Raw genomic sequence first — 26,313 nt, 5'->3', positions numbered from 1 at the left:
CGTTTATTTCCGGGCCGGATCCCCAAAATTCTACTGTAAATGCGATCTATCGCCTTCCTACGTTAAGTTTTCGGCAAGTACGCTCGCGCATTATTTGTAGCAGGCTGTTGCGAGTTTCCGACTTGCGCCGACATGACGTCCCAAGCCGCGCCATCATAGGCATGTCTGTTTGTCTATGGTTGTGCACTTTCATCAAATACACTTTGATTGATGCACGCCGAGTTCAAGGGGTGTGGGAATGTCGTTGCTCGCCACGGGCAGGCTTGCAGTGTGCGCGGCGCTCTGGGGGGCAGCTTTTGCGCCATTGTCCCAGGCATCCGCCAACGGAATTGACCACCGAGAAGCGGTCAAAGCGTATTTTCAAGATAGTCTGGCCGAGTGGGTCAAAAGCCCCGAAATCATCGAAGCTGTGCGCGCGCAGAACGGCACGACATCCGCATGGACACAAGCCGACATAGATCGTGCCGACGCCGACTGGCGCGCGGAAGTCGGTCAGATCGAGCGTCCTCAGATCGACGCCATGATCCAGAACACCATCTCTCAGTTTCTGCGCCAGAAGCAGTCCGCAGCCGACTGGATGATCGTCGAGATCATTGTCATGGACGGCAAGGGAATGAATGTCGGTGTCAGCACGCCGACATCCGATTACTGGCAGGGCGACGAAGCCAAATTCCAGAAGACGTATCTTCAGCCGGAAGCCGGCCTTTTCATCGACGACATCGAATACGAACCCGATACGCACCTCGTCATCAGCCAGGCGAACAGCGCGATCATCGACCCGGACACCGGCGAGCCCATTGGAGCGATCACGGTCTCTTTGAACCTGAACAAGCTCTGATCGCGCCAAGGACAACATACACATGAAAACCAATGATGCAGCACTCGGTCCGGTCAGTTTTCTCGGCCGGCTCTCGCTGACCACGAAGCTCGCCGCGGTCATCATCGCGGTCAACCTCATCGGCCTCGGCGCCACGGTATGGTGGCTATATCAATCAGCCGGCCAGACTTTGCGTCAGGATGCCTTTGCCAATTGGAGCCGCGAGGTCGAGCAGATCGGTATGGTCGCGGCGGGCGGCGTCAAGTGGAACGTGCCCGAAGCGGTCGAGGACGCTTACAAGGGATACGCCTCGTCTGACGACCACGATCTCGTTCAAATCCTCGTTTACAATGCGGCTGGTAGCGAAATTGCGGGTTGGACCCGTGATGGCGTCGACCCGGCGGGCCCTCATCAGGCCATCGAAGCGGTCATGTCATCTCCGCCGAGCGAGACCGTCGTGAACGACATGCCTCTCGGCGATGGGCAGGTGACGATCGTCGCGCCGCTCGAAGCCGACAGTGAAGGCAATGCGCGTGGTCACATCGCGACCGTTTGGAGTACGGAAGGGCTCGCTGCAACCAGCGCCGGCTTCGGGATGCAGACGCTCATGGTGCAGGGCGTGTCCATTCTCTTGGTCGTTGGCCTCTTTCTTTTCGCACTGAGAGCGATCGTCACACGTCCCCTCGGAGACCTCACGGCGCGCATCAAGCGTCTGGACGACGGCGATCTTGAAACCGGCGTTCCGCACCGTGCCCGCGCCGACACGGTCGGCGTGGTCGCGAACGCGCTCGAGAATTTCCGGATTTCGGCCATGGAAAAGCGCGAAGCCGAAGCAGAAGCCGCTCGCCAGCGGGCCGCCTTCGAAGCGGAACGCGAACGCAACGAGACGGAGACCGTCCGCACGGCCAAGGCCCGCGAGCAAGCGATGGAAACCGTCGGCGATGCGCTCCGTCGCCTGGCGCAGGGCGACCTGACCGTTCAGATCGAGACCATCGACAGCGCGTTTGCGCTTCTCCAGGACGACTTCAACGCGGCGGTGAAATCGCTCGGTGAAACGCTTTCCGATATCTCCGACGCCACGCAGTCGGTCAGCGGCAGCTCCGGCGAAATCGCGAAGGCTGCAGACGATCTGTCACGTCGCACCGAGCAGCAGGCGGCGTCGCTTGAGGAGACCGCAGCAGCGCTTGACCAGATCACGCAGACGGTACGCGCCAGCGCACAGCGGGCGGAAGAAGCAGACCGCATGGTCGTGGATGCAACGACGGGGGCCCGCAATTCCCGTGCTGTCGTCGGCGATGCCATCACTGCAATGGAGCGGATCGAGACATCATCGACGCAGATCAGCCAGATCATCGGCGTGATCGACGACATCGCCTTCCAGACCAACCTTCTGGCGCTCAATGCCGGGGTGGAAGCGGCGCGCGCCGGTGAAGCAGGCAAAGGCTTTGCCGTCGTGGCACAGGAAGTCCGCGAGCTTGCTCAGCGCTCGGCCGCTGCCGCCAAGGAGATCAAGGAATTGATCCGCAAGTCGGGCGAGGAAGTCGGCATGGGGGTCGCGCATGTCAACAAGACCGGCGCGTCTCTCGAGCAGATCGAACGGCATGTGCACATGATCAAGGATCACATCGCGGCCATCGTCACCTCGGCGCGCGAACAGTCCGCTGGCCTTCAGGAGATCAACACCGCCGTCAACCAGATGGACCAGGTGACCCAGCAGAACGCGGCGATGGTCGAGCAGACCAATGCTGCCTGCGTCAGCCTCGAGGAACAGGCCCAGTCGCTGCGCGGTCTGGTCGGACGTTTCGAGATGGCCGGTCGCGGCTCGATGGTTTCGCAAGGCTACGAGCGCAGGGCTGCGAGTGCCTCGTCATCGGCTCCCGTCGCGCGTCGGCCTTCGGCACCTATTCCCGTCCGGGGCAACAGCGCTGCCGGCGTTAACCGGGAATCTCCGGCAAGGGCGCTCGGGCGCAAGCTTGCCGGTGCTTTCGGCGGTGGTGGCGCGGCCGCAGCGGCCGCAACGTCGACGGAGGACGATGGCTGGACCGAGTTCTGATCCCGTCACTTCGAGTGTAAATTCAAAGACGCCGGCGCGGATTTCGCGCCGGCGTCTGCCGTTTAAGGGCTCGGCGGAACCGTTCAACCTGCCATCCGTTCCAACGGATCGACTAGGGGAAATCATGCGACTGACAGATTTAAGATCGGCAGTGACCTTGAAGGCGTTGTGGCCCATCGCATTGTTGGCGGTGCTGGGCGCCGGAATTTTCGTTTTCCTCGAGCTCGCCGAAGAGATCATGGAGGGCGAGGGACTGGATTTCGACGAAAGCCTCCTTCTGGCTCTGCGCAATCCCGCGGATACGAGCGATCCACTCGGTCCGCCGTGGCTTGAAGAGACGGCGTTGGAATTGACTGCGCTCGGCGGCTATCCGGTGATCGGGCTTCTGACTCTTGCCGTCGCCGGCTACCTCGGCGTCGCGACGAGGCGCTGGGCTGCGTTCTACGTTCTGTTCTCGGTTGCAGGTGGCGCGATCCTCTCCACCGTACTCAAGTCTTTCTTCGAGCGGCCGCGGCCGGACCTCGTCGAGCAACTGGATGTCATCCACACGGCAAGTTTCCCCAGCGGCCATGCGATGGTCGGGACCGTCACCTATCTGACGCTCGGCGCGCTGCTCATCCGCTATGCGCGCAGCCGTGCCGAAGTGATATATGTCGCGACTGTCGTCTTCGTCATCACCGTCACGATCGGGCTGACGCGCGTTTATCTCGGTGTCCACTGGCCGAGCGACGTGATCGCCGGTTGGGCGCTCGGACTTTCCTGGGCCTCGATCGTCTGGTGCGCGGTCGCGTTGATCGAGAATCGCAGACGGCTTGCTGAACTGGGCATTCAGGCCCGTGGCTATCTTCACCGCAATGACAAGGCCTCGCTTTAATGGTGTCTCCGCATCGCCACGTCTGGTTCAAGCCCTTCGCCCGAACTGGATACGCCGCCCGTGGGCTGGTCTACATCGTCATCGGCTTCTTCGCCGTTCTGGCCGCGATCGGCTCGGGCGAGCAGCAGGGATCGCGCGACGCGCTGCGCACGATCCTGGCTACGCCCTTCGGGGACGTGACGGCCATTCTTCTGATGTGCGGCATGGTCTCCTATCTCATCTGGCGCTTCATCCAGGCGATCTTCGATACGGACGATCACGGGTTGGGATTCAAGGGCGCTGCCATTCGCGGTGGCCTCATCGCATCCGGCGTGACCTATGGCATTCTCGCGGTCTTCACATTCGGGCTCTGGAACGGGTCGCAGGGCGACGAGGGTGAGGGCGGTGGTGGATCGCAGATCGTCGATTTCATCGTATCCATCGTCGGCAGCCAGGCGGTCTCCTGGGCGTTGACGGCCGTCTTCATCGGCGTCGGCGTCTCGCATATCGCGAAAGCAGTGCGAAAGGGCTACGCTCGACACTTTGAGGCGCCCCCTCGGGCAATGGACTTCGTACACCCCATCGCGCGCACGGGTCTGACCGCCCGCGGGCTCTCGTTTCTCGTCGTCGCGTTCCTGCTTTTCTATCGCGGCCTGAATGCCGGCGACGAAGGTTCGCCCACACCCGGTGTCGAGGATGCGCTCGATTTCGTTCAGGGTCTGCCCTTCGGCGGGTTCCTGCTGGGTGCGATGGGCGTCGGCCTCATGGCTTTCGCGCTCTATTCGATCCTCGAAGCCGTTTGGAGACGGATCAATGTCGAAGATGCCGATGCCATCGGGTGAAAAGGTCGCCGATCACGACCGCACCAACGGACCAGCGATCGCAGAACTTTTCGATGATACGCCCAAGGGGCGCGAGCGGCGTGAACTGTTGAGGCGGCTCGAGCAGGTCGAGAAGTTGTTCGACCGCAATTTCAGCGTCCTCGGCATTCGGTTCGGCTGGGATGCCGTGCTCGGTCTCGTGCCGGTTGCGGGCGACACCGTTGCCGCCGGCGCTGCGGGCTGGATCTACTGGAAAGCACAGAAGCTTGGTGTGCCGGGGCACATCAAGCGCAAGATGATCAGCAACATCGCTTTCGACTACATCTTCGGCGCCATTCCGGTTCTCGGCACTGTCGTCGACGTCGCGTTCAAGGCCAATACCCGCAATGTCCGCATGCTGAAGGAGCATCTTCTGGAGGAAGAGGAGCGGGACCGCGCCGCATGGCATGCGGAACGCAAAGGCCCGCCGGCCGCTTGAGCCGACGGGCTTTCGCCACGCATCGTGATGGTGGAGGTCAGCGGCTTTGCGTGACGATGACCGGGATCATCAGGTCGCCCCAATTGCCCTCGGAATGATGACGGGCCGAGCGAACCAGTTCGACGGATACGCCGGCGTCGACGGCCTTCATGACAGACTGGTTGAGGCGGTGCAGGTCGTTGGCCAGCATGCGGATTGCGCTCTGCTGGTCGTCGCTCATGGCCGATGATTGCTCTTCAGCCCGTTCCTTGACGCGTGAGATCGATGCCATTTCGGTAATCTCCGTTTTCAGGCGCCCTAGGCGCAATTTGATGGAAGGCTTGAGGCGTGGCGGCGAGGCGTCGCCACGCGGTTTCGATCTTATTCGGCCGCCGGGCGGAACTGGGCGTGTTCGGTGGATTCACCCATGGCCGTCGTGGAGGAGTTGCCGCCGGTGATCGCCATCGATACGGCGTCGAAATAACCCGTACCCACTTCGCGCTGGTGCTTGGTCGCCGTGTAGCCGTTGGTCTCCGCGGCGAACTCGGCTTCCTGAAGCTCCGAATAGGCCTCCATCTGGCGATCCTTGTAGCCGCGGGCGAGTTCGAACATGCCGAAGTTCAGCTGGTGGAAACCGGCAAGCGTGATGAACTGGAACTTGTAGCCCATCGCACCCAGTTCGCGCTGGAACTTGGCGATCGTCGCGTCGTCCAGGTGCTTCTTCCAGTTGAACGAAGGCGAGCAATTGTAGGCGAGCATTTTGTCCGGATGCACCTTGTGCACGCCTTCGGCGAAACGGCGGGCCTGATCGAGATCGGGCTTGGAAGTTTCGCACCAGATCATGTCCGCATGTTCGGCATAGGCGACGGCGCGGGCGATGCACGGCTCGAGACCGTTCTTGACCCGGTAGAAGCCTTCCGTCGTGCGGCCTGCGTCATAATCAACGAAGGGCTGGTCGCGCTCGTCGATGTCGGATGTCAGGAGCTTTGCGGCTTCCGCATCGGTGCGGGCGATGACGAGCGAGGGGACACCAAGCACATCGGCTGCAAGACGCGCCGCGTCGAGGTTGCGGATGTGGGCCGCGGTCGGGATCAGAACCTTGCCGCCGAGGTGGCCGCACTTCTTTTCCGATGCGAGCTGGTCTTCGAAGTGAACGCCTGCGGCGCCTGCCTCGATATAGGCCTTCATGATCTCGAAGGCGTTGAGCGGGCCGCCGAAGCCTGCCTCGGCGTCTGCGACGATCGGGGCGAACCAGGTGTCGACCGACAGGCCATTGCCTTCCGATGTCTCGATCTGGTCGGCGCGCTGCAGCGTCTTGTTGATCCGCTTGGCGAGCTCTGGGCCTGCATTGGCCGGGTAGAGCGACTGGTCGGGATACATGGCCGATGCCGTGTTTGCGTCTGCCGCAACCTGCCAGCCGGAGAGGTAGATGGCCTTGAGCCCGGCGCGAACCATCTGCATTGCCTGGTTGCCGGACAGCGCCCCAAGCGCATTGACGAAGTCATCCGAGCGAATGAGATCCCAGAGGCGGTTCGCGCCGTTTTCGGCGAGCGTGTAGCGGATCTGCACCGAGCCACGCAGACGCTTCACGTCCTCGGCCGAATAGGGGCGCTCGATGCCATCGAAGCGGCCTTCGGGAGCGGAAGGAACGAGGTTGTAAAAATCTGTCATGGCACTTCTCCGACTGCTGGAGGCGGCGATCTCTGTGCCGCTCCGTTGCGCTGTGTTGATGTGACAAGGTTTACATTGCGCTGCGGGAGGTCGCCAGAAAATAAGGGTTTATGCGATAGTGAAAAGGGTCATGCTGTGCTTGAATTTACAAGCGCCTTCTGTAAATCTGTCAATTCTGTAAAGTCGGCTTGAATGTAAAGGTCTTCACAAATGGCCGATCAGAAGATTTTCGCCGGACCGCGCGTGCGCCGGTTGCGCAACGGCATGGACATGACCCAGACGGCGATGGCCGAGGCGCTCGGCATATCGGCTTCCTATCTCAACCTGATCGAGCGCAATCAGCGACCGCTGACCGTGCAATTGCTGCTGAAGCTTTCCAGCACGTTCAAGATCGATCTGGACGCGCTTCAGGGCGAAACGCCTGCCTCGGTGACCGCGCTCAAGGAGGTGTTTTCCGATCCGCTTCTGGCCGGTGAGTTGCCCGGCGACCAGGAACTGATCGAGATTTCCGAGGCCGCGCCGAATGCGGCGGCGGGCATGGTGAAGCTCTATCGTGCCTATCGGGAGCAGGCGGAGCGCCTGTCCGATCTCTCCAGCCTGCTGGCGCGCGAGGGACATGAAACGGTCGCCGCGGGCGCCAAGCTGCCGATCGATGTCGTTCGCGAAACCTTCGAACGCCGCTCCAACTATTTTGCAGCCATCGACAAGGCCGCGGAGGCTTTCCATGACCGGTTGGCTCCAGGCGAGGATCTGTCAGGCGCCATCCGGGGTTGGCTGAGCCGTGAGCACGGCATCGTCGTGCGGGCTCTGCCGGTTCATGCGATGCCCAATCTGCGGCGCCGCTACGATCGGCATTCCATGCGGCTCTTCCTGTCGGAACGTCTGTCGCCGTTCGACCAGTTGCGTGAGATCGCCATGGAAGCGTGCCAGCTCGCGCTGCGCGACGAGATCGGCGCGGCGCTCGATACGCTGGGCCTCGAAGGCGACGAAGCGCGCCGGCTCGCCCGCTTCGAGCTCGCGCGCTATGCGGCGCATGCGCTGATGATGCCCTATGGCACGTTTCTCGCGGCAGCCCAGCGTACGCGTTATGACATCGATGTTCTCAGGTCGCGGTTTCGCGTGTCCTACGAGCACGTCGCCAACCGGCTCACGGCGCTGCAGCGACCGGGGCAGGAGGGCGTGCCGTTCTTCCTGCTGGAAATCGACAATGCCGGACACAAGTTCCGGCGCTCAGGCGCCAAGGGTTATCCGCACGCGCGCTTCGGCGGCGATTGCCCGAAGCTCAATATCCACGCAGCCTTCTCGCAGCCGGGCCAGATCCTCGTTGATGCCGTCGAACTCACCGATGGCGCCGAATTTCTCGTCGTTTCCCGCACGCTCGAAGGGCCGCAAGCGGCCTTCAACGAGCGGGTGCGGCGCACCGCGCTGCTGCTTGGCTGCGATATCGGATTTCGCGATGACATCATCTATGGCGGCGCCATCGACCTCAGACGTGCGGCGGGATCTTCGGTGGCACGAGAGACCACGAAGGTCGGGGCGGCGTGCAGGCTCTGCGAGCGTCAGGGTTGCCTTGCGCGCGCCGAGCCGCCCGTAACGCGCCCGCTCGGGCTCGACGAAATGGTCACCGGCTTGAGTGCTTTCGATTTTCAATGAGCTGCACAGGTTGGAAGGATCTGCGGGGCTGCTTGGAAAGCGGGCGCGGCCTGCCGTCAATTTAAGCTTGTGAGGCCCGGCTTTCCCGCCTAGTTTTCAGCCAACAGGGTGCTCGATCCATCAGTCACGCGAAGACGGACAAACGGGCCAAGAACGGACAAACAGGGAAATCTCCATAATGAAGAACAGCCGAGTTTTGAGCACAGTCGCCATCCTGCTGGCAGGAACGGTGGCTGCCGGAGCGCAAGACCGCGTCGTGAATGTCTACAACTGGTCTGACTATATCGACGACGAAATTCTCGCGGAATTCACCGCCGAAACCGGTATTCAGGTCGTCTACGACGTCTATGATTCCAACGAGATGCTCGAAACCCGCCTCCTGGCCGGCGGCTCGGGTTACGATGTGGTCGTGCCGACGGCATCGTTCCTGTCGCGCCAGATCGCTGCCGGCGTGTACCAGGAACTCGACCAGTCGAAGCTCACCAACATCGGCAATATGTGGGATCTGGTGACCGAGCGCACCGCCGTCTTCGATCCGGACAATGCCTATTCGGTCAATTACATGTGGGGCACCAACGGCATCGGCTACAATGTCGGCAAGGTGCAGGAAATCCTCGGTGAGGACAGCATCGACAGCTGGTCCGTCGTGTTCGATCCGGAGATCGCCGCTCAGTTCGCCGATTGCGGCATCCACATGCTGGATTCGCCGATCGAAATTTTCCCGGCAATGCTCGCCTATCTCGGCCGCGATCCGAATTCGACGTCTGCGGAAGATATCGCGGCGGCCGAAGAAGCCCTGATGCAGATCCGGCCCTTCGTGGAGAAATTCCACTCGTCCGAGTATATCAACGGACTCGCCAACGGCGATATCTGCCTTGCAATCGGTTATTCGGGCGACGTTTTCCAGGCACGCGATCGTGCCGCCGAAGCGGAGGCCGGCGTCGAGGTCGGCTACGCGATCCCGGTCGAAGGCGCGGAGATGTGGTTCGACCAGCTCGCCATCCCCGCCGATGCGGGCAATGTCGAGGAGGCCCACGAATTCATCAATTACCTGATGCAGCCTGGAGTTATCGCCAAGGCGTCGAACTACGTCTACTACGCGAACGGTAACGAGGCGTCGCAGGAGTTTTTGGTGGAAGACGTGATCGGCGATCCCGCCATCTATCCGCCTGCCGAAGCGCAGGAAAAGCTCTTCACCAAGCCGCCTTATGACGCGCAGGCCAACCGCCTGATCACGCGCGCCTGGACGCGGGTCAAAAGCGGCCAATAAGCACGATCCGCGGGCGCGATCGGTCGCGCCCGCGCCCTTGGCCAAATGGCCGCAAACTACGGGCAGCAGAACGGCATGAGATCCCTTGGCAATATTCGGCGTTCTTTTGCGCCGTGGTCCGACCCAAACGCCAAGGCGATGATATCTATCCGAAACGTGACCAAGCGTTTCGGTGACTTCACGGCGGTCGACGACCTTTCCCTCGACATCTACGAACGCGAGTTCTTTGCGCTTCTCGGCGCCTCGGGCTGCGGCAAGTCTACGCTCTTGCGCATGCTTGCGGGTTTCGAGACGCCGAACGAAGGCGCGATCCTTCTCGACGGGGTCGACCTGACGGGCGTGCCGCCCTATCGCCGCCCGCTCAATATGATGTTCCAGTCCTACGCGCTCTTTCCGCACATGAGCGTCGCCGACAATGTCGGGTTCGGCCTGAAGCAGGAGAAGATGGCGAAACCCGCCATCGCCGAGCGTGTCGCCCAGATGCTGAAGCTCGTGAAGATGTCGGAATTTGCCGGTCGCAAGCCGCATCAATTGTCCGGCGGTCAGAGGCAGCGCGTCGCGCTTGCCCGGGCGCTCGCCAAGCAGCCGAAGGTGCTTCTGCTCGACGAGCCGCTCGGCGCGCTCGACAAGAAGTTGCGCGAGGAAACGCAGTTCGAACTGACCGATCTGCAATACGATCTCGGTCTCACCTTCGTGGTCGTCACGCACGATCAGGAAGAAGCGATGACCATGGCGGATCGCATTGCCGTCATGGACGCCGGGCAAATTCGCCAGGTGGCAACGCCGGCGGAGGTTTACGAAGCGCCAAATTCACGGTTCGTCGCCGACTTCATCGGTAGCATCAATCTGTTCGACGGTGAGGTCACCCGCTCCGACGCGGCGCTGACCGAATTGCAGTCGCCGGAGGGGTTCGTCATTCGGTCGGTGGACGGCCAATCGCGCGGTGTGGGCGAGACGCTCACGATCGGACTGCGTCCCGAAAAGATCTCAGTCACCCACACGAAGCCGGCGTCTGGCGTCAATGCGGTGGAAGGGGAGGTGTGGGACCTCGCCTATCTCGGCGACATGTCGATTTTCCACGTCAAGCTCGACAGCGGCAAGATCGTCAAGGCCAGCGTCGTCAACGCGTCGCGCAGCGGCTCGGAGGTCTTCACCTATCACGACCGCGTCTGGCTGTCCTTCGCCGAGGATGCCGGCGTCGTTCTGGAGCGCTGACGATGGGCGCTGCGGCACGCAGATGGCTTCTGATCGCCATTCCCTATCTCTGGCTTCTGATCTTCTTCCTCATTCCGTTCTTTATCGTCTTCAAGATCTCGTTTTCGCAGACCAACATCGCGATCCCGCCTTACCTGCCGGTTTTCGGCTGGACGGATGGCTTCGACGGGTGGTTGGAAAAGCTGCGGCAGTTGTCCTTGGACAATTATCTCTGGCTGACCGAGGATCCGCTTTACTTTAACGCATATCTGTCGAGCCTCAAGATCGCCTTCGTCTCCACGGTGCTCGCGCTCGCGATCGGCTATCCGCTGGCCTATGGCATGGCGCGCGCGCCGGCGCATTGGCGGCCGCTTCTGGTGATGCTTGTCATCCTGCCGTTCTGGACGAGCTTTCTCATCCGTGTCTATGCCTGGATCGGCATCCTCCGGCGTGAAGGCCTGCTCAATCAGTTCCTGCAATGGCTCGGCGTCATCGACCAGCCCCTCGCCATCATCAACACCGACATCGCCGTCTATATCGGCATCGTCTATTCCTATCTGCCGTTCATGGTGCTGCCGCTTTATGCGGCGCTGGAGCGGATGGACGAGAGCCTGATCGAGGCGGCGCAGGATCTCGGCTGCACCCGGCTCGCCGCCTTCTGGAAGGTGACGTTCCCGCTGTCGCTTCCCGGTGTCGTCGCCGGCTGCATGCTCGTCTTCATCCCGGCCGTCGGTGAATTCGTGATCCCCGATCTCCTCGGTGGATCGGACACGCTGATGATCGGACGCACGCTCTGGGTGGAGTTCTTCTCCAACCGGGACTGGCCGGTCGCTTCTGCGGTTGCAACGCTGCTTCTGCTGATCCTGGTCGTGCCGATCGTCATCTTTCAGTATTACCAGGCGCGGACGCGCGAGGCCGATACGCGATGAACAGGCACTGGTCCGGCTTCAACATCGTGTCGGTGGTGGTCGGCTTCGCCTTCCTCTACATCCCGATCATCCTTCTGATCATCTACTCGTTCAACGCGTCGCGGCTCGTAACGGTATGGGCGGGGTTTTCCACCCAGTGGTACGGCGAGATGCTGCGCAACCAAGCGCTTCTCGACGCGGCATGGGTGACGCTCCGCGTCGCCCTCGTTTCGGCGACAGCGGCGACGCTGCTCGGAACGCTAGCAGCCGTGGTGCTCGTCCGCGTCACGCGGTTTCGCGGTCGGTTGCTGTTTTCCGGCATGGTCTTCGCGCCGCTCGTCATGCCGGAAGTGATCACCGGCCTGTCGCTGCTGCTGCTCTTCATCGCGATGAATCTCGACCGCACGATCTTCACCGTCATGCTGGCGCACACGACGTTCTCCATGTGCTTCGTCGCGGTGGTGGTTCAATCGCGGCTGGTGACGTTCGACCGGTCGCTCGAAGAGGCAGCGCAGGATCTTGGCTGCACGCCGCTCAAGGCGTTTCTGACGGTGACGTTGCCGGTCATCGCTCCCGCGGTGATCGCCGGCTGGATGCTTGCCTTCACGCTGTCGCTGGATGACCTCGTCATCGCGAGCTTCACGTCGGGCTCCGGTGCGACGACGCTACCGATGCGGATTTACAGCCAGGTCAGGCTCGGCGTCACGCCGGAGATCAACGCGGTGTGCACGGTGCTGATCGCGCTTGTGACGACAGCGGTCATCATCGCTTCGGTGATCAACAAGCGCAGCATGGTCCAGCGCGAGCGGGCCGAGCAACTGGCCCGTGCCAACTGAGGCTGGCGTAACTTCACATTTCCGATCGGTGAACCGGGTCTCACTTCACCTGGAACCGCTTCAGTCGCTTAGTTTCCCATCACCGGTGAGATCACCGGGGCGGGCCAGGATCCGCCGACGAAGAACCGCAAGGCCGGCGGTGCTGCGGGTGTTTCCGCGCCTTCAGCGGGCTGAGCCGGTGCATCGGTGATCGCTCCCGACATCGCGAGACTGCCGCGATCGAACGGGATGAGGCCGGACAACGTCACCGTCGTGCTGCCGGACAAGATTTCTGCCGTTTCGATCTCTGCCGTGCCGTTTGCAAAAGTCGTTGCGAAGCGCGCGGAGCGGAACGGCAGGTCGCCCTCCGAAGCGCGCGTAAGGCTGAAGAACCGTTCCTGAGATGCCAGCGTGCGGAATGTCTGTAGGTTGAAGCCGGGGATCGATCCTTCTCCGATTGCCATTTCCAGCCGGCCCTGCAGATCGCGCGCCGTGGTTGCCCAGACGGGAGTTGGGGAGGAGACGGCGAGATTGAGCGTGCCGCGGCCGCGCGGAAGCGGGCCGGTTACGCCGGCGGCCTGATAGGCGGCTCCGAAATCGACGTTCTCGGCCGTCAGCTGGATTTCACCGCCGCCATCGAAGCCGTTCTCCGAGATGATGATGCGGCCCATGATGGTGCCGCCGTAAGCAGAGGCATCGCCGATGTCGAACAGGGCGCGTCCGCGTTCGATCCGCGCTGCCGCGGCGAGATTTTGCAGTTCGAGGCGTCCGATGCGCGCGGTCTGTGCGGAAAAGCGAAGATCGAGCCCGAGCTGACGCAAAAAACCGGTGTCGATCGACGGCGTCAGCTGTCCGCCATCGAGCGGCAGCGGTGCAAACGCGTTCAGGAACGCACCGACGTCGAGCGCACTATAGGCAAGCGTCCCGGAAATGGCAGGTGGCGCGCCTTCGGTCCAGTTGAGCGAGAGCGCGCCGATGCCACGGTTGTTGTCGATGTCGAGCAGGACGTTGGCGAGGTTCACCTGTCCCGCGGCTGCCTGGATCTCGGCCTCCAGTCCAAGCGCGCTGATGGCTTCGCCGGGTTTCAGTTCCGTACCGGACCATTGCAGCGCTCTGCGCACCGACGGGCTGGAGAGCTCCAGATCTCCGTTGAAGGAGGGCGATGCCCCAGAGAGGCCTGCCGTCCCGGACAGATTGATGGTCAGCAGTTCGGAGGACAAATTGAGCCGCAGCGGCGCCGGCGTGCCGTTCAGCAGTTCGACCGGCCGGTCGGCGTTGACGACCATACGCACAGGCTCGCCGCGCAGAACGCCGCCGAGTTCCAGACGTGCGCCCATGCCGACACGCGGCCAGATCAGGTTGCCATTGATCGCGCTGACGCTTTCGCGACGCTCGTAGCGCCTGTCGTCGAAGAGGAGAGTGCCGTCGCGAAATTCCAGGTTGCCGATCCGCGACATGTCGAAGGCGAATGGACTGGACTCGGCCCCGTTGGCGCCGGGTTCCCCTCCGTCGGTCGCCGAAAGATCCTCTGGATCATGCCAGTTGCTGAGGCCGTTTTCGTCCAGCACCACGCGCGCGACCGGGCGTTGCAAGGCGATGTCGGAGAATTCCGGATCGCCGAGAACCACGGATGCGAGACCGAAATCGGCCTCCATGATCTCAGCGGTGAGCAATGGCTGTTCAGGATCCGAATCCGAATGAATCGTGATGTCGGTGATCTTTATGCCCGGAACCGGAAAGAACACGACTTCCACGGCCGGATCGAAATCGACCCGGTGGCCGGTGGCGTCCTCGAGCTCGATCCGAAGATGCTCGCCGATCCGCTGCTCCGAGACGAAGAAGGGAATGCTTAGCGCCCCGCCGATGATGAGGGCGATGGCGACGATGAGCACAAGGAGCCATCGGACGCGCCTGAAGCCTTGCCTGGATGTGTCGTCAGCGACCAAATGCCTGTTTCCGAGAAAGCCGAATTCGATGATCCTTCCATGTGGTTAGAGCCTCCTCCCTCCAAATGCAATCAAAGCGCCGGCGTGGAACCGGTGGGGTCGCCGCTCCTTCAACAGAGGTCCGCACAGTGCTATGCGGGTATCGCGTGAGCCCAAGGGAGATGGACAAGAATGCCGACGGACGACAACCAACTGCTCTGGACGCCATCGAGCGCTGACATCGACGCCAGCCGGATGATGGAATTCGCCCGCTTTGCCGGTGCGCGCGCCGGCGAAACGTTCGATACGTTCGAGGCGCTTCATGCCTGGTCGGTGACCGACATTCCGGCCTTTTGGTCGTCCGTATGGCACTATTTCGACGTAAAGGGCGAGAAGGGCGAAGCGCTTGCGGAGCATCTCGACCACATGCCGGGAGCGTCGTTCTTTCCGCAGGCGCGGCTGAATTTCGCGGAAAACCTGCTGTCGCAGACAGGCGACGACGACGCCATTATCTTCCGCGGCGAAGACAAGGTCGAAACGCGGCTCTCCTGGGATGATTTGCACGCGCTGGTCTCGCGTCTGCAGCAGGCGATGCGCGCCATGGGGATCGGACCCGGCGATCGCGTTGCCGCGATGATGCCGAACATGCCGGAGACCGTGGCGCTGATGCTGGCCGCCACGTCGATCGGCGCCATCTGGTCGTCCTGCTCGCCGGATTTCGGCGAAAGGGGTGTGACCGACCGCTTCGGCCAGATCGAGCCGAAGCTCTTCATCGCCTGCGATGGGTACTGGTACAACGGCAAGGAGCAGGACGTTTCAGCCAAGCTCGTGCCGATCGAAGCCGCCTTGGCGCCCGAATTGACACTGATCATTCCCTATCTCGGCAAGGCGGACAGCGTCGCCGGGGCATTGAAGAATGCGACCACGCTTGCCCAGTTCATCGAAGCCTTCGCTCCTCAGGCTGTCACCTTCGAGCGGCTGCCGTTCGCGCACCCGCTCTACATCCTCTTTTCCTCCGGCACGACCGGCGTGCCCAAATGCATCATCCATTCGGCCGGCGGGATCCTGCTGCAGCACCTGAAGGAGCACGGTCTCCATTGCGGCATCCGGTCGGGCGAGCGGCTCTTCTATTTCACCACCTGCGGCTGGATGATGTGGAACTGGCTCGTCTCGGGGCTGGCGGTGGGGGCGACGCTTTGCCTTTACGACGGTTCGCCCTTCCATCCCGACGGCAATGTCCTTTTCGACTATGCCGCCGCCGAGCGCTTCTCCGTCTTCGGCACGTCCGCGAAGTTCATCGATGCGGTGCGCAAGGCGGACCTCGCGCCCGGCCGCGATCACGATCTGTCGGCGCTGCGGCTGCTTACCTCCACGGGATCGCCGCTCTCGCCCGAAGGCTTCTCCTTCGTCTACGAGGGGATCAAGAACGATCTGCACCTCGCGTCGATCTCGGGCGGCACGGACATCTGCGCGTGCTTCGTTCTCGGCGTTCCGACCAAGCCCGTGTGGCGCGGCGAGATCCAGGGACCGGGTCTCGGCATGGCAACGGATGTCTGGAACGATGACGGCGAACCGGTGGTCGGCGAGAAGGGCGAGCTGATCTGCCACAAACCGTTCCCCTCAATGCCGATCGGCTTCTGGAACGACAAGGACGGCGCCAAGTACCACGAGGCCTATTTCGATCGCTTCGACAATGTCTGGTGCCACGGCGATTTCGCCGAACGGACGGAGCATGGCGGCTTCATCATCCATGGCCGGTCCGATGCGACCCTCAATCCGGGCGGCGTGCGGATCGGCACCGCCGAAATCTACAACATCGTCGAACAGATGCCGGAGATCGCCGAAGCGATCTGCATCGGCCAGGATTTCGATGGGGACGTGCGCGTCGTGCTCTTCGTGCGCATGGCCGCCGGACAGACCCTGTCGGAGGACCTCGAAAAGTCGATCCGCTCGCGCATCCGCCAAGGCGCGTCGCCGCGGCATGTGCCGGCTAAGATCGTCGCCGTCGGCGACATTCCTCGTACCAAATCGGGCAAGATCACCGAACTCGCCGTGCGCGACGTCGTTCACGGCCGCCCGGTGAAGAACAAGGAGGCACTCGCCAATCCGCAGGCGCTGGATTTGTTCGCAGACCTGCCGGAACTCAGCAGCTGACGAAATCAGTTGTGTGGCTGGCGGCCGTCACTGAAAGGACTGGGAATTTCGGAACAGGATGGTTAACCGATCGTTGCGGGCAAATTAACCAAGCAACGACAAGTCTTTCCGATCCGTTAAAATTGACAAATTCCGTTAAGGAGTTGGTAAGGTCGCAAGCGCCATCTTGTGTGTAACTTGAGTGCAGCCACTTGTTGCGACCCAACCAGCCGATTCGCCATAGGTCTGCTGGTTGTTCCTGCTCAAGCCGCCGAACAGCATTTTGACTTGAAGGAGGCCATCGTGCCTCCTTTTTTTTGCGCGGCGTTTAGATGCTCAGTCTGCCAAGACCCGCTGGGAAGGGAAGGTCACCTGGACCAACGTACCTTCGCCAGGCGCGGATTCGATGGCGAAATGCGCCCTATTCGCCTCCACCATGGCCTTCGTCAACGGCAGGCCGAGCCCTGTTCCATCGCCGCGCGGGCGCATCGGGCTGGTCGGCCCCTGGCGAAACGGCTTCATCGCATGATCAAGTTCGCTGCGGGACATGCCGATGCCTGTATCGCGCACGCGCATCACGACCTTACCGCCGGCATCATAGACCGTCGAGACGACGATCTGTCCGCCAGGCGGGGTGAACCGCACTGCGTTCGCCAGCAGATTGATCGCGATCTGTTTGACCGAGCGGGGATCGGCGACGACATCCGGCAGTGCCGTCGACAGGCTGGTGCGGATGATGACCCGTTCGGCATTTGCCTGCGGCTGGAGAAGCGACACGGCCTCGGCGAGAAGCTCGTTCAGCGAGACGGCCGAGAAATCCATGTCCTGCTGGCCGGCTTCGATCTTCGAGATGTCGAGCAGATCGTTGACGATATCCAGAACGTGACGCCCCGACCGGCCGATATCGTGGGCGTATTCGAGATAGCGTGCGGAGCCCAGCGGGCCGAACCGCTCTGTCGACATCATTTCCGAAAATCCAATGATGGCGTTGAGAGGCGTGCGGATCTCATGGCTGACGCGGGCGAGAAACTCGCTTTTGTGGGCGTTGGCCGTTTCGGCGCTGCGTTTGGCAGCCCGCAATTCCTCTTCTGTCCGCTTCCAATGGGTGATGTCGCGCATCACCGCGCAATAGCCGTTTGAGCCCCGCAGGCGCCCCAGCGTCATGAAAAGTGGAATGAAGCCCCCTGAGGCCTCACGACCGATAACTTCGCGGCCGTCATTGAGCACGCTGGCAACGCCGTTGTCCGAAAGGCTTGCCACATAGTCGAGGACGGCCCGCTGGCTCTCATGCGCGAACAACATGGCGAAGGGCTGGTGCAGCGTCTCGTCGCTCTCATAGTCGAACAGGGCACTTGCCGATCGGTTCATGGAGCGGATCGAGCCATCCTCGTCGAGGATCACGACGCCATCCGTTGCCGTTTCGAGAATGGAGCGAAGCTCCTCCATCTCGATTTCTGCACTGGATGCGACGGTGCGACGGTCCTGCCCCGTATCGGCTGGCGGCGCCTGGCGGAGCGGTGCGAGCGCGAGCAGCAGCGCGGAGCCATCGTCCCAGCCGACCGATTGCAACTTGGCGTCGACCTCGATGGGATCGCCGTTCAGCCGCATGAGCCGAAGACCCTTGGTAGCTGGGTCGACCGCCGAAAGGGCGCTGTCTTCCATGTCGAGGAACAGCGCATCGAGACCGCCAGAAGTTTCGAAATGCGTGCTGCCGGCGTAGCCGGTGAGGGAAAGAAAATTCGAGTTCGCGTGCAGCATGCGTTCGCCGCGCAGGATGGCCAGCGCTGCGGGCAAAGCATCGATGAATGCGGCCGTGAGATAGGTGCGGCCTGGACGTCTCGGCGCTTCGCTCGCGAATTCGACCGATGGTTCCGGCGCGACCTCCGTGCCGTCCGGAGCGGTCCGTTCGGCGTCGGAAGCTAAAGGTTCAACAGCCGTTTCTTCCTTGGCCTCGACAACTTGCAGGTTTGGCTCGGGCAGCGCGATGGCGGCGACATGCTCGGCCTTCGGCACTGCCGTCGGCAATGCCCGCGCGACGAGCTCCACCGCTGTGACCGGTTCGGCAGGGGGAGGGGGCGCCACGGAAGCAGGCATCTTCGCCTCCGCCGGGGCCGCCGCGTTTTGGTTCGCATCCGCGCCATGCTTGCGGGCGGCATCACGGTTGGCCAGGCGACGGCCGAGCTCCTCGCCGATCTGATGGAACACGGCCTGATCGATTTTCGACAGGCCCTCGCGCCCGCGGCTGCGATGCTCGTCGAGATCGATGACCTTGTCGGACGAGCGCCTGGCCGGTGTTTCCACGATACGCAGTGCCGGCACCTCGCCGCGGAACGGATCCTCCAACGGGTTCTCGATCGGATCCGGTTCGCGATGGTTCGAGGCTGGTGGCGCAGTGTCGTCGTTGGACGGCACGGGGATCGTCGCCGGCGGGCTTTCCTCGGTCTGGCGGCGAAGCGGCAATTCGATGACGGGGTCCTGCACATCGAGAGTGGGTATCGTGGGCAGTTCCGGCAGTGGCGACGCTTCCGGTGTGAAAGGCTGCGGTGTCGGCGAAACTTTGGCCTGCGGCGTGAGGGAGAGCCCAAGGCGACCTGCATCTTCGACAGCTTCGGCGACGCGGACGATGCCGAAGCCCCTGAAGCCCTCGAATGCACGGTCTCGCGAATAGGTCGGCAGCGCGGCCAGATCGACGGGCACGACAAGAGGGGTGCCCTGGACAGGCCACATCACGGTCTTGCTGGACCAGGTATCGCGGCGGTGCAGCAGATCGATGATCTTGCGCTCGGGATCGAGATTGAAGACCGTGGCGACATCCTCGAACGATCGCCCGACGATATCGGCGGCATTGGGGCCGATCGTCTTGCCGAATTCCGGCGAGACTTCACTGAAGAGCCCGCCGGAATCGATCTTCCAGGCAAAACGGACCGGACGCGCCGTGATGTCGAACTCAAACCGATCGAGGGCATCAGAGCCCGACGCGGCATTCCCGGCACCTGTCGCCTCATCGCTTGGGTCTGTGGGCGGTGCGGGCGCATGCGCGACGGTTTCTTCAACTTGATGCGGATAGGGCCTCATCGATGGCGGAGAGGCTTCCGGGCTCTGCGACGGTGCGGGAACGGAGGCATCGGCGGCGGAGGAATGCGCCTCGACCGGTGCAGGGGGCGCAGCCAAAGGTGCTTGCGGCGCCGCCGCAATTGCCGGTTCCACGACGAAAATCAGGTTCAGTGGTTGGCTGTCGCCGATCCGGGCGATCGCGGCGGGCATCGTACCGTGAGCAGTCAGAATGGCACGCTTGATCAATCGACCCGGTTCGCGGTCGACCGATTCCACGAGCGCCACCATTTCGTCCGGCGAGATCTGCAGCCCATCGAAGGTCATGGATTGGGCGAGCATGTTCGCGTCACCATCCAGGACGGCAACATGCGTGTCGGTGTCGCCGAAACCGGAAATCATCGCCTGAGCGCGATGGATGCTATCTCTGAGCCGCTTTTCCGGCGGCATGGCCAAGAGGAGGGCGGGCTCGCCGCCACTCAAGGTCATCGGCTCCAGTACACAGGCGGTCGCCACGCGACGAAAGCCGGAACCCACGCGCAGGATGAGCTTTTCGGCCTGGCCGGATGCGGCGACGCGTCCGGCCGCCGTCGCGACTTGTCGCGCCAAAAGGCCTTCCTCGAAGGCCTCGTCCTCCAGAAACGTATAGATGCTCTCGTAGCCAAATTGTGTGGCGGCGGCGCCATTCGCCCAATAGACGTAGTCCACGGCGGGCGAGAGCACGGCAAGTCCGGCTCCTTCCGAATACCGTTCACGGATCGAGGGATGAACGGCGATCTCGATGAACGGATAGTCGTGCGCCGGCATATAAAACCCTATCCGCTGGCCGAATTCGCTGGCAAGGCTTTGTTAATCATAGAATTCATTAAGGCTTTTTTAATAATGCGCGCGCGCCTGGCGGTCTACCAAAAGGCTGCTTTCACCCCCTGCTTTCGCGGCAAAGGGTTAACGTCGATGTTGCGCTGCATGAAAAATGTTGCAATGCACAATAATATCCCCTATATGAGCCTCATCGCCAAGGGACGCCTCATGAGAGGGTTCCAAACCAAAGGAGCGCATCATCATGGCTACTGCCAAGAAAACTGCCGAAGCAGAAATCTTCGCTTTCCCGAATTTCGACCCGGCAAAGGTCACCGACACCTATCGCGAATTCGCTGAAAAGGGTGTTGCACAGTCCAAAGAAGCTTACGCCAAGATGAAGTCTGCGGCGGAAGACGCCTCCAAGACCATGGAAACCACCATGGAAAAGGCGCAGGCCGGCACCGTGGAACTCGGTCTCAAGGCCATCGACACCATGCGCGTGAACACCGAGACCACCTTTTCCCACATGGAAAAGCTGCTCGGCGTGAAGTCCGTCGCTGAAATGATCGAACTGCAGTCTTCCTTCGTGCGCATGCAGATGGAAGCCGCCGTCGACCAGGCCAAGAACTGGCAGGACGCCGTCCGCACGGTGTCCGAAGACGTCACCAAGCCTGGCAAGGTCGCCGTCGAGAAGTCCATGAAGGACATCAACGTCGCCTAATGCCGTGATTGCCGGGGCGGGCACCAACATCTGGAAGGGTCGGCGCAAGCCGGCCCTTTCGTCTTTCTAAGCCTGTCGGGAAGCTCCAGCGGGACCGCTGTTTCGGTTCAGCTTTCCCCTTGCAAAACCAGCAACCAGTAGGTATCAGACGCCAACGTTGCGCCCCAGCGGGCGGCGAGATTTATGCGGTTGTAGCTCAGTTGGTTAGAGCGCCGGATTGTGGATCCGGAGGTCGGTGGTTCGAGCCCACCCAACCGTACCATTTTATCCAATTGAATCAGTCTCTTATCGTTATAGCGGTCTCCGCGTTTCTTGCTTTGGCGCGTCTGATTTGGCGATCCGTACCATTCTCGTACCATTTTATGGACTCTAGGCGCTGTCGACGTTTGTCAACAAACTTGGTAGTGGCCGGTTCTGCAACTCTGGCGTGTGTTACTAAAAGCCTTGGAGATCGCAGCCCTCGCTGCGGCCTTTAGTCCGGTATCGCCGTAATAACAGGGGGGCTTGCGAAGATGAGTCCGTCGACGTCGATCAGGACAACTCAGAACAGGCTGAAGCGATCTGGCTTGATGTTTTGCACTACCGGGGCTTCACTCTCTGAGACCGTCTCAACGGTACCACTCGTATCTGGATGCGAGGTCGGACCCGATGCACGAAATCCGGGGTAGAGGCCGTGCTCGGATGTTGTCATATTTGTTCACAGTGCCAGCGCCGCGCTGGCGGCAGGATGGTGTAAGTGCAGCTGAGTGGTTACGACAAACCGGCAGATCTGGGATCGAACAAACCCCGCGGACCCTGCGCTTCAAGCGCGATGACGCTGTTAGGGATCCGATCCGCCAACTTCATAGGGGCCAGCAGCCATGCGGTGCTGCGCGAACAAGCCGAACACAAGGATGCACCCGACCGGTGCTCGTCGCTATAGAAATGCTCTTGCACCGTGGCGTCCTCCACGTTCTCGCATGATGTTGCGCCCATATTATCTAATCGCTCTTATGAGCAGTCGCTCTTGAGACCTCGTCTGTTAAAAGTAAACACATTGGATTTTGGCTATGTACATGCGCACAGCAGACTACCCTCATGTCTAAACCTGGGTAGTAGCAATCCGGCCAATTTTCATTGAGGCACGCGCAATCAACCATGGTCGGCGCGACAGCGACGGCTTCTGCAAGGAGACGCTTCATCGGCCCGTTCGGCGGCTTAACGGTCCGATGATCAACGCCGCTCCAACCGCGACTTCGCTCAGAATGACGACCTAGGCTCCGGATTGATTTGATGACAGAACTGACAAGGCGGAACTTTCTATATGCGGCCGGGTGCCTTGCTGCCTCCACATCGGTGTCGAAAGCCCAGACCCGTGTTCCGGCAGATCAGCAGATCGGCGCAGTAGTACCTGGCAGGGTAACCCAATCAGAAATCGTACTCTCTCCCTTTCAGTTTCAAGGTCGCGGCGACGGGGTCCAAGATGATTCAGGCGCGATAAACGCGATGTTTCGATACTTCCGCGAATTGATGGCTCAGAGCGGAGGCCAGCAGGCCCCAATCGAGATCAGCTTTTCCGGTGGAAGGTGGCGATTGTCAGATACTGTCGACGCCACAGCAATCACCGCATGGAATTGGAAAATGAGCGGAGGTCATTTTTACGGTGAATGCGAAGGCAAGCCGATGTTTGACCTCAGCGGATCGCGTGGTTACGAGATCAACGGCATCGGCTTTCACGGAGGCCGCGACCGCATGCCGCGCTCGGCGTGGCAAGCGGCGCGACTGGCGAATTCCCAGTTTTGCGACAACGTCCAATTCAATGACGTGGCAATTGATGGCTTCTTTTCAGAGGCTTGCTGGGTTGCGTTTGGTCAAGAGACAGCCAAACACGACCACTGCACCTACTACAACAGCTACCACAAGGGGCGGGTTGCAATCATCGAAGGGTATGATGGCCATTCGTTTGTTTCAGAGTTCGGCGAGGTCATTCGTGGGTCAACAAGTAACGTCAACGTATCGTTACAGGGAAACTGTGATTTTCGCTATCTGCCGACACTTGATCAATGGCAACTTGCTGATGTCTCAAACAGCCGTAGTGCAGTACTCACGCTGAGCGATCACAACCTTGAGGCAGGTGATGAGGTGGTTTTCGCTTACGTCGGTGGAATGGAATATTTGTCTCGCGTTACTGCTAAAGTTACCGCTGTCACGGGCGATACTGTAACCACTAACTTAGACACGACTAGTCTGGAGACTTATACCGGTGGCGGTGTCGTTATTCGGCGTCAGACAAAAAGTCCATTATACATTGCAAGGACTGAGGGAATTAGCCTCGCCGACGCTTACATTGTTGCTTATGGTCAACCACATATCGAGATCGGTTTTCCCGACGCCAGTTTTCCATTCATCGAAATGTTCAGCGCTCCAAGAATCCTGTTCGAGGGCTCAGGAAATGAAAGCAATATTGTCTTTAATACTGGAGCAGTCGAGACGGCAAAAGTCCTAGGTTTTGAGCTATCGACTTATAATTCGAATGCTGTTGAAGCTTTAATCTCCAGCAACGGTGGCGTAATCGCAATCTACAAACCTGTTGTCGATATGTTCTCCAGCTTATGGAGTGCGACACTGTTGAATAATCCAAAATTCTTTGCGATGTATGGCGCAGAAATTCTGTTTTCATCGGTTGACCAAACAGAGGCCGATCAAATGATTGCATTCAACGGTCGAATAACTTCAGTATCTGACGGAAATACGTACGAAATCGGCAAGATTTATATTGATTAACCGGACACGTTATGACGCTGCAGTCTGGGATGCATGACATTCCTATCATCGAACGTGCCGATAAATCTGCTAAAGCGTTTTTGACGAACGCAAAGTCGAATTGAGGATTCATGCGATCGGCCCTGCGCGACGCATTGGTCCTGGTGAATTCCCAAGAGGTGGTGGTGACGAAGAGCTTGAGCTGTGACCTTTGCGGTAGGGTAGTTGCAGCAACAGCGGATGAAGTTTCGACCCGAGAGGCTGTGCGACGCTTCGCGATTGGGATATCAATGGCCGGGGCGCGGGATCGCGGCTATTGCGAGACCGGCGAGACCCAGGCGCGCATGCCGGGCCAGCCGTCCCGCTCGAACCCCGGTGCGTACAAAGGTTTCATTCTTGGCCAAATCGAGGTAAGTGCCGGACATCACGCTGCCGGAGATCGGTGAGCGCCTTGCCGCCGAGCGCGGGGTGCAGGCTTCCCTAGCGACGTTATTGCTGTTCCTCGATTAGCGCGGCATCACGTTCAAGAACAACGGAGTACGCCGCCGACCAGCCGCGCGCGGACCTCCTGCTTCGCCAGATAGTGCTTGATCCCAGATTTTGATGGTACATCATTTTCTCATGAATGGAGGGATGCGCTATGGGTCAGGTGTCACACGTGAGCGCAACAACGACAGACGACTGCCTCCACGCCTTCCAGCCGACCATCCCGCACCTGACGTATTCATCCCTGCATCGCCGCCTTCAGCGACACGGCATGTCGTGCCTGCCGGAAGTGGCAAGGTTCAAAGCGCGGGAGAGAAAGTTAAAAAGCTACCCGACTGGCTGCTACTTCCACATTGCCATCGCCGAGGTGCAAACGGCCGAGGGAAAGCTTCATCCCTTGGTCGCCATCGATCGGACGTCCAAGTTCGCTTCGTTTAGTTCGTAGGAAGGCCCCTAAGGGGGATTGCTGGCGATTTCTTCTTGGCGCTGGCGACAGCCGTTCTCTACTAAAATCCACACAGTGCTCACCGACGGAACGCACTTTGCCGATCTTTTAGGGCGATGGCTGGACACCCCAGGCCATCAAGGTCATGCGAGAACAGAAGGTGACATTCCGATGCCATGCCTTCGAGGCGGCATGCGCCGATCTCGACATCGAGGATCGTCTGCCTAAACCGCGCCATCGATGGACGAACGGTTATATGGACCGGATGAACCACATCATCAAGGACACGACCGTGAAATGCTTCCACCACGACAGCTACGATTAACTGCAGCGGCACGTTCGGGATTTCATCGATGCCCACCACTTCGGTCGCCGCCTCAAGACCCTCACACGATACTAGTCCATCTGCAAACGGTCTACTTCAGAGCCTGCTCGATTCATCATTATCGTATTCATTAAATGCCAGAACTGAACATCTAGATGATCTCGTGCAGTCTCTACGGTCTGAAACTCGGCCTAGCAGATGTGGGGTGGATGCGTCGTTTTTGGCCGATACAGGGAACGACGGGTAGTGTAGATTTCACGATCGAGCGAAAACCAACCCAATAAGGGTGGGACCCGAATGCGGGCGACAGTCGTTTCGCTCACGCGGCAAACACCTGCTGGACCGTTTGCGTGATCGCAAGAATGCAGATGACTGTGCCGACCGCTCGAAGCAGCAACTTTTCCGGCACGTGCCGCACGATCCAGCCGGCCAGCGGCGCTGCGCCAAGCCCCCCGACGATAAGGCCGGCGATGGACATGGCATGGTTTGAAAGGTCGCCGGCATCCTGCCAGTGGCCGGTAATGAGTGCGATGAGGAAGGCAAGCGACACGGAGAGCGTGATCAGGAATTCGCTCGCATTCACGGTGCCGATCACGTAGCGCGGGGCGCCGCCGGCTCCAAGAAGGCCGGTCGTCACGATCGGCCCCCAGCCACCACCACCCGAGGCATCCAGAAAGCCGCCCGCAAGACCTAGCGGCGCCACCAGCTTGCCGCTGATCGGCTTGCTTGGAAGCTTGCGGAAGGAGCGCGCGAAAATCCAGATGCCGAGTGCGGCGAGATAGGTGGTGATGAACGGCTTGATCGCCGAGCCATCGATGGAGGTCAGCACATAGGCACCGGTCACGCCGCCGATGATGCCGAACGGGGCGAGGCGAGCAAAGAGTTTCCAGTCGATGTTGCGGTGATAGAGGTGCCCGCTGCCCGAGGCTGCCGTGGTGAAGAGTTCGGCAGCGTGGACTGATGCGGACACCTGGGCAGGCGGCAGGCCGACGCCGAGCAGCACCGTGGATGAGATGACGCCATAGGCCATGCCAAGTGCGCCATCGACGGCCTGGGCGAAGAAACCGACGAGGGCGAAAGTGAAGAAGTCGAGCACCTGGTATCTCCAGCCTTAGGTTATAGGACATTGAGGCTGCCGACCGCTTCCCGGAAGCACCAGCCGATTCGTGTTA

At 60.8% G+C, this 26,313-nt stretch carries 18 protein-coding genes, 1 tRNA gene and 1 pseudogene; 15 read left to right on the top strand and 5 right to left on the bottom strand.

Annotated elements, in window-relative coordinates; translation table 11 throughout:
- Positions 1-238: 238 nt before the first annotated feature.
- The 5 genes from GC125_RS18975 (at position 239) to GC125_RS18955 (ending at position 5,022) form a co-directional block, all read left to right on the top strand.
- The gene (locus tag GC125_RS18975; RefSeq protein WP_151987110.1) at positions 239-838 is read left to right on the top strand and encodes a hypothetical protein; all 600 of its coding nucleotides are present in this window, start codon (positions 239-241) and stop codon (positions 836-838) included.
- 22 nt (positions 839-860) lie between these two features.
- Positions 861-2,870, top strand: coding sequence for a methyl-accepting chemotaxis protein (locus GC125_RS18970; RefSeq protein WP_151987108.1), 2,010 nt, complete (start codon positions 861-863; stop codon positions 2,868-2,870).
- Positions 2,871-2,994: 124 nt separating this feature from the next.
- Positions 2,995-3,744: a phosphatase PAP2 family protein gene (locus GC125_RS18965; RefSeq protein ID WP_151987106.1), complete on the top strand. Its 750-nt coding sequence runs from the start codon at positions 2,995-2,997 to the stop codon at positions 3,742-3,744.
- Positions 3,744-4,565: a DUF1206 domain-containing protein gene (locus GC125_RS18960; protein WP_151987104.1), complete on the top strand. Its 822-nt coding sequence runs from the start codon at positions 3,744-3,746 to the stop codon at positions 4,563-4,565. Before GC125_RS18965 ends, GC125_RS18960 begins: the two co-directional genes overlap by 1 nt.
- Positions 4,537-5,022 carry a DUF4112 domain-containing protein gene (locus GC125_RS18955; protein WP_199864649.1) on the top strand — a complete coding sequence of 162 codons (486 nt, stop codon included), beginning with the start codon at positions 4,537-4,539 and terminating at the stop codon, positions 5,020-5,022. Before GC125_RS18960 ends, GC125_RS18955 begins: the two co-directional genes overlap by 29 nt.
- Positions 5,023-5,059: 37 nt before the next feature.
- On the opposite strand, the gene GC125_RS18950 is transcribed toward GC125_RS18955, so the two are convergent.
- Positions 5,060-5,293 carry an SMc00767 family acetate metabolism repressor gene (locus GC125_RS18950; RefSeq protein WP_126008630.1) on the bottom strand — a complete coding sequence of 78 codons (234 nt, stop codon included), beginning with the start codon at positions 5,291-5,293 and terminating at the stop codon, positions 5,060-5,062.
- 89 nt (positions 5,294-5,382) lie between these two features.
- A complete protein-coding gene (gene aceA / locus GC125_RS18945) occupies positions 5,383-6,672 on the bottom strand; it encodes an isocitrate lyase (protein WP_151987100.1) in 1,290 nt (429 codons plus the stop codon).
- 210 nt (positions 6,673-6,882) lie between these two features.
- On the opposite strand from aceA, the gene GC125_RS18940 reads away from it, so the two are divergent.
- From GC125_RS18940 to GC125_RS18920, 5 genes are all read left to right on the top strand, one after another.
- The gene (locus tag GC125_RS18940; RefSeq protein ID WP_151987098.1) at positions 6,883-8,325 is read left to right on the top strand and encodes a helix-turn-helix domain-containing protein; all 1,443 of its coding nucleotides are present in this window, start codon (positions 6,883-6,885) and stop codon (positions 8,323-8,325) included.
- 178 nt (positions 8,326-8,503) lie between these two features.
- On the top strand, positions 8,504-9,595 hold the full coding sequence (locus tag GC125_RS18935) for a polyamine ABC transporter substrate-binding protein (protein ID WP_151987097.1): 1,092 nt from the start codon (positions 8,504-8,506) through the stop codon (positions 9,593-9,595).
- Between the two features lie 45 nt (positions 9,596-9,640).
- Complete coding sequence (locus GC125_RS18930) at positions 9,641-10,810, top strand: ABC transporter ATP-binding protein (RefSeq protein WP_502706075.1); 1,170 nt, start codon at positions 9,641-9,643, stop codon at positions 10,808-10,810.
- A 2-nt stretch (positions 10,811-10,812) separates the two neighbouring features.
- On the top strand, positions 10,813-11,718 hold the full coding sequence (locus tag GC125_RS18925) for an ABC transporter permease subunit (protein ID WP_151987092.1): 906 nt from the start codon (positions 10,813-10,815) through the stop codon (positions 11,716-11,718).
- Positions 11,715-12,533, top strand: a complete 819-nt coding sequence (locus GC125_RS18920) for an ABC transporter permease subunit (RefSeq protein ID WP_151987090.1) — start codon at positions 11,715-11,717, stop codon at positions 12,531-12,533. The genes GC125_RS18925 and GC125_RS18920 overlap by 4 nt, the downstream gene beginning before the upstream one ends.
- Positions 12,534-12,601: 68 nt before the next feature.
- Here the strand turns inward: GC125_RS18920 and GC125_RS18915 are convergent, their stop codons facing one another.
- Positions 12,602-14,458, bottom strand: a complete 1,857-nt coding sequence (locus GC125_RS18915; protein ID WP_151987088.1) for an AsmA family protein — start codon at positions 14,456-14,458, stop codon at positions 12,602-12,604.
- Positions 14,459-14,629: 171 nt separating this feature from the next.
- Here GC125_RS18915 and GC125_RS18910 point away from each other — a divergent pair, with 171 nt between their 5' ends.
- Complete coding sequence (locus GC125_RS18910) at positions 14,630-16,591, top strand: acetoacetate--CoA ligase (protein ID WP_151987086.1); 1,962 nt, start codon at positions 14,630-14,632, stop codon at positions 16,589-16,591.
- A 315-nt stretch (positions 16,592-16,906) separates the two neighbouring features.
- Here GC125_RS18910 and GC125_RS18905 read toward each other — a convergent pair whose 3' ends face one another.
- On the bottom strand, positions 16,907-20,428 hold the full coding sequence (locus GC125_RS18905) for a sensor histidine kinase (protein WP_199864648.1): 3,522 nt from the start codon (positions 20,426-20,428) through the stop codon (positions 16,907-16,909).
- A 256-nt stretch (positions 20,429-20,684) separates the two neighbouring features.
- Between GC125_RS18905 and GC125_RS18900 the strand changes: the two genes are divergently transcribed.
- The 4 genes and pseudogenes from GC125_RS18900 to GC125_RS20310 all read left to right on the top strand — a co-directional run.
- Positions 20,685-21,143: a phasin gene (locus tag GC125_RS18900; protein ID WP_151987084.1), complete on the top strand. Its 459-nt coding sequence runs from the start codon at positions 20,685-20,687 to the stop codon at positions 21,141-21,143.
- 185 nt (positions 21,144-21,328) lie between these two features.
- Positions 21,329-21,405: transfer RNA gene (locus GC125_RS18895), tRNA-His, on the top strand.
- Positions 21,406-22,415: 1,010 nt separating this feature from the next.
- Positions 22,416-23,906, top strand: coding sequence for a ubiquitin-activating E1 FCCH domain-containing protein (locus GC125_RS18890; protein ID WP_151987082.1), 1,491 nt, complete (start codon positions 22,416-22,418; stop codon positions 23,904-23,906).
- 655 nt (positions 23,907-24,561) lie between these two features.
- A pseudogene (locus GC125_RS20310) lies at positions 24,562-25,213 on the top strand (transposase family protein); the annotation flags it as partial.
- Positions 25,214-25,460: 247 nt separating this feature from the next.
- On the opposite strand, the gene GC125_RS18880 reads toward GC125_RS20310, so the two are convergent.
- Positions 25,461-26,237 carry a sulfite exporter TauE/SafE family protein gene (locus GC125_RS18880; protein WP_151987078.1) on the bottom strand — a complete coding sequence of 259 codons (777 nt, stop codon included), beginning with the start codon at positions 26,235-26,237 and terminating at the stop codon, positions 25,461-25,463.
- Between the last annotated feature and the right edge of the window lie 76 nt (positions 26,238-26,313).

The sequence above is a fragment of the Rhizobium sp. EC-SD404 genome (assembly GCF_902498825.1).
Taxonomy (GTDB): Bacteria; Pseudomonadota; Alphaproteobacteria; order Rhizobiales; family Rhizobiaceae; genus Georhizobium.
Note: the sequence above shows the minus strand (reverse complement) of the source record. Positions and strands in the feature narration are given on the sequence as shown.

Bases quoted from the DNA above. Each gene is read 5' to 3' on its own strand.
- GC125_RS18975 (WP_151987110.1), top strand. From the start codon at position 239: ATGTCGTTGCTCGCCACGGGCAGGCTTGCAGTGTGCGCGGCGCTCTGG.
- GC125_RS18970 (WP_151987108.1), top strand. From the start codon at position 861: ATGAAAACCAATGATGCAGCACTCGGTCCGGTCAGTTTTCTCGGCCGG.
- GC125_RS18965 (WP_151987106.1), top strand. From the start codon at position 2,995: ATGCGACTGACAGATTTAAGATCGGCAGTGACCTTGAAGGCGTTGTGG.
- GC125_RS18960 (WP_151987104.1), top strand. From the start codon at position 3,744: ATGGTGTCTCCGCATCGCCACGTCTGGTTCAAGCCCTTCGCCCGAACT.
- GC125_RS18955 (WP_199864649.1), top strand. From the start codon at position 4,537: ATGTCGAAGATGCCGATGCCATCGGGTGAAAAGGTCGCCGATCACGAC.
- GC125_RS18950 (WP_126008630.1), bottom strand. From the start codon at position 5,293: ATGGCATCGATCTCACGCGTCAAGGAACGGGCTGAAGAGCAATCATCG.
- aceA (WP_151987100.1), bottom strand. From the start codon at position 6,672: ATGACAGATTTTTACAACCTCGTTCCTTCCGCTCCCGAAGGCCGCTTC.
- GC125_RS18940 (WP_151987098.1), top strand. From the start codon at position 6,883: ATGGCCGATCAGAAGATTTTCGCCGGACCGCGCGTGCGCCGGTTGCGC.
- GC125_RS18935 (WP_151987097.1), top strand. From the start codon at position 8,504: ATGAAGAACAGCCGAGTTTTGAGCACAGTCGCCATCCTGCTGGCAGGA.
- GC125_RS18930 (WP_502706075.1), top strand. From the start codon at position 9,641: ATGGCCGCAAACTACGGGCAGCAGAACGGCATGAGATCCCTTGGCAAT.
- GC125_RS18925 (WP_151987092.1), top strand. From the start codon at position 10,813: ATGGGCGCTGCGGCACGCAGATGGCTTCTGATCGCCATTCCCTATCTC.
- GC125_RS18920 (WP_151987090.1), top strand. From the start codon at position 11,715: ATGAACAGGCACTGGTCCGGCTTCAACATCGTGTCGGTGGTGGTCGGC.
- GC125_RS18910 (WP_151987086.1), top strand. From the start codon at position 14,630: ATGCCGACGGACGACAACCAACTGCTCTGGACGCCATCGAGCGCTGAC.
- GC125_RS18905 (WP_199864648.1), bottom strand. From the start codon at position 20,428: ATGCCGGCGCACGACTATCCGTTCATCGAGATCGCCGTTCATCCCTCG.
- GC125_RS18900 (WP_151987084.1), top strand. From the start codon at position 20,685: ATGGCTACTGCCAAGAAAACTGCCGAAGCAGAAATCTTCGCTTTCCCG.
- GC125_RS18890 (WP_151987082.1), top strand. From the start codon at position 22,416: ATGACAGAACTGACAAGGCGGAACTTTCTATATGCGGCCGGGTGCCTT.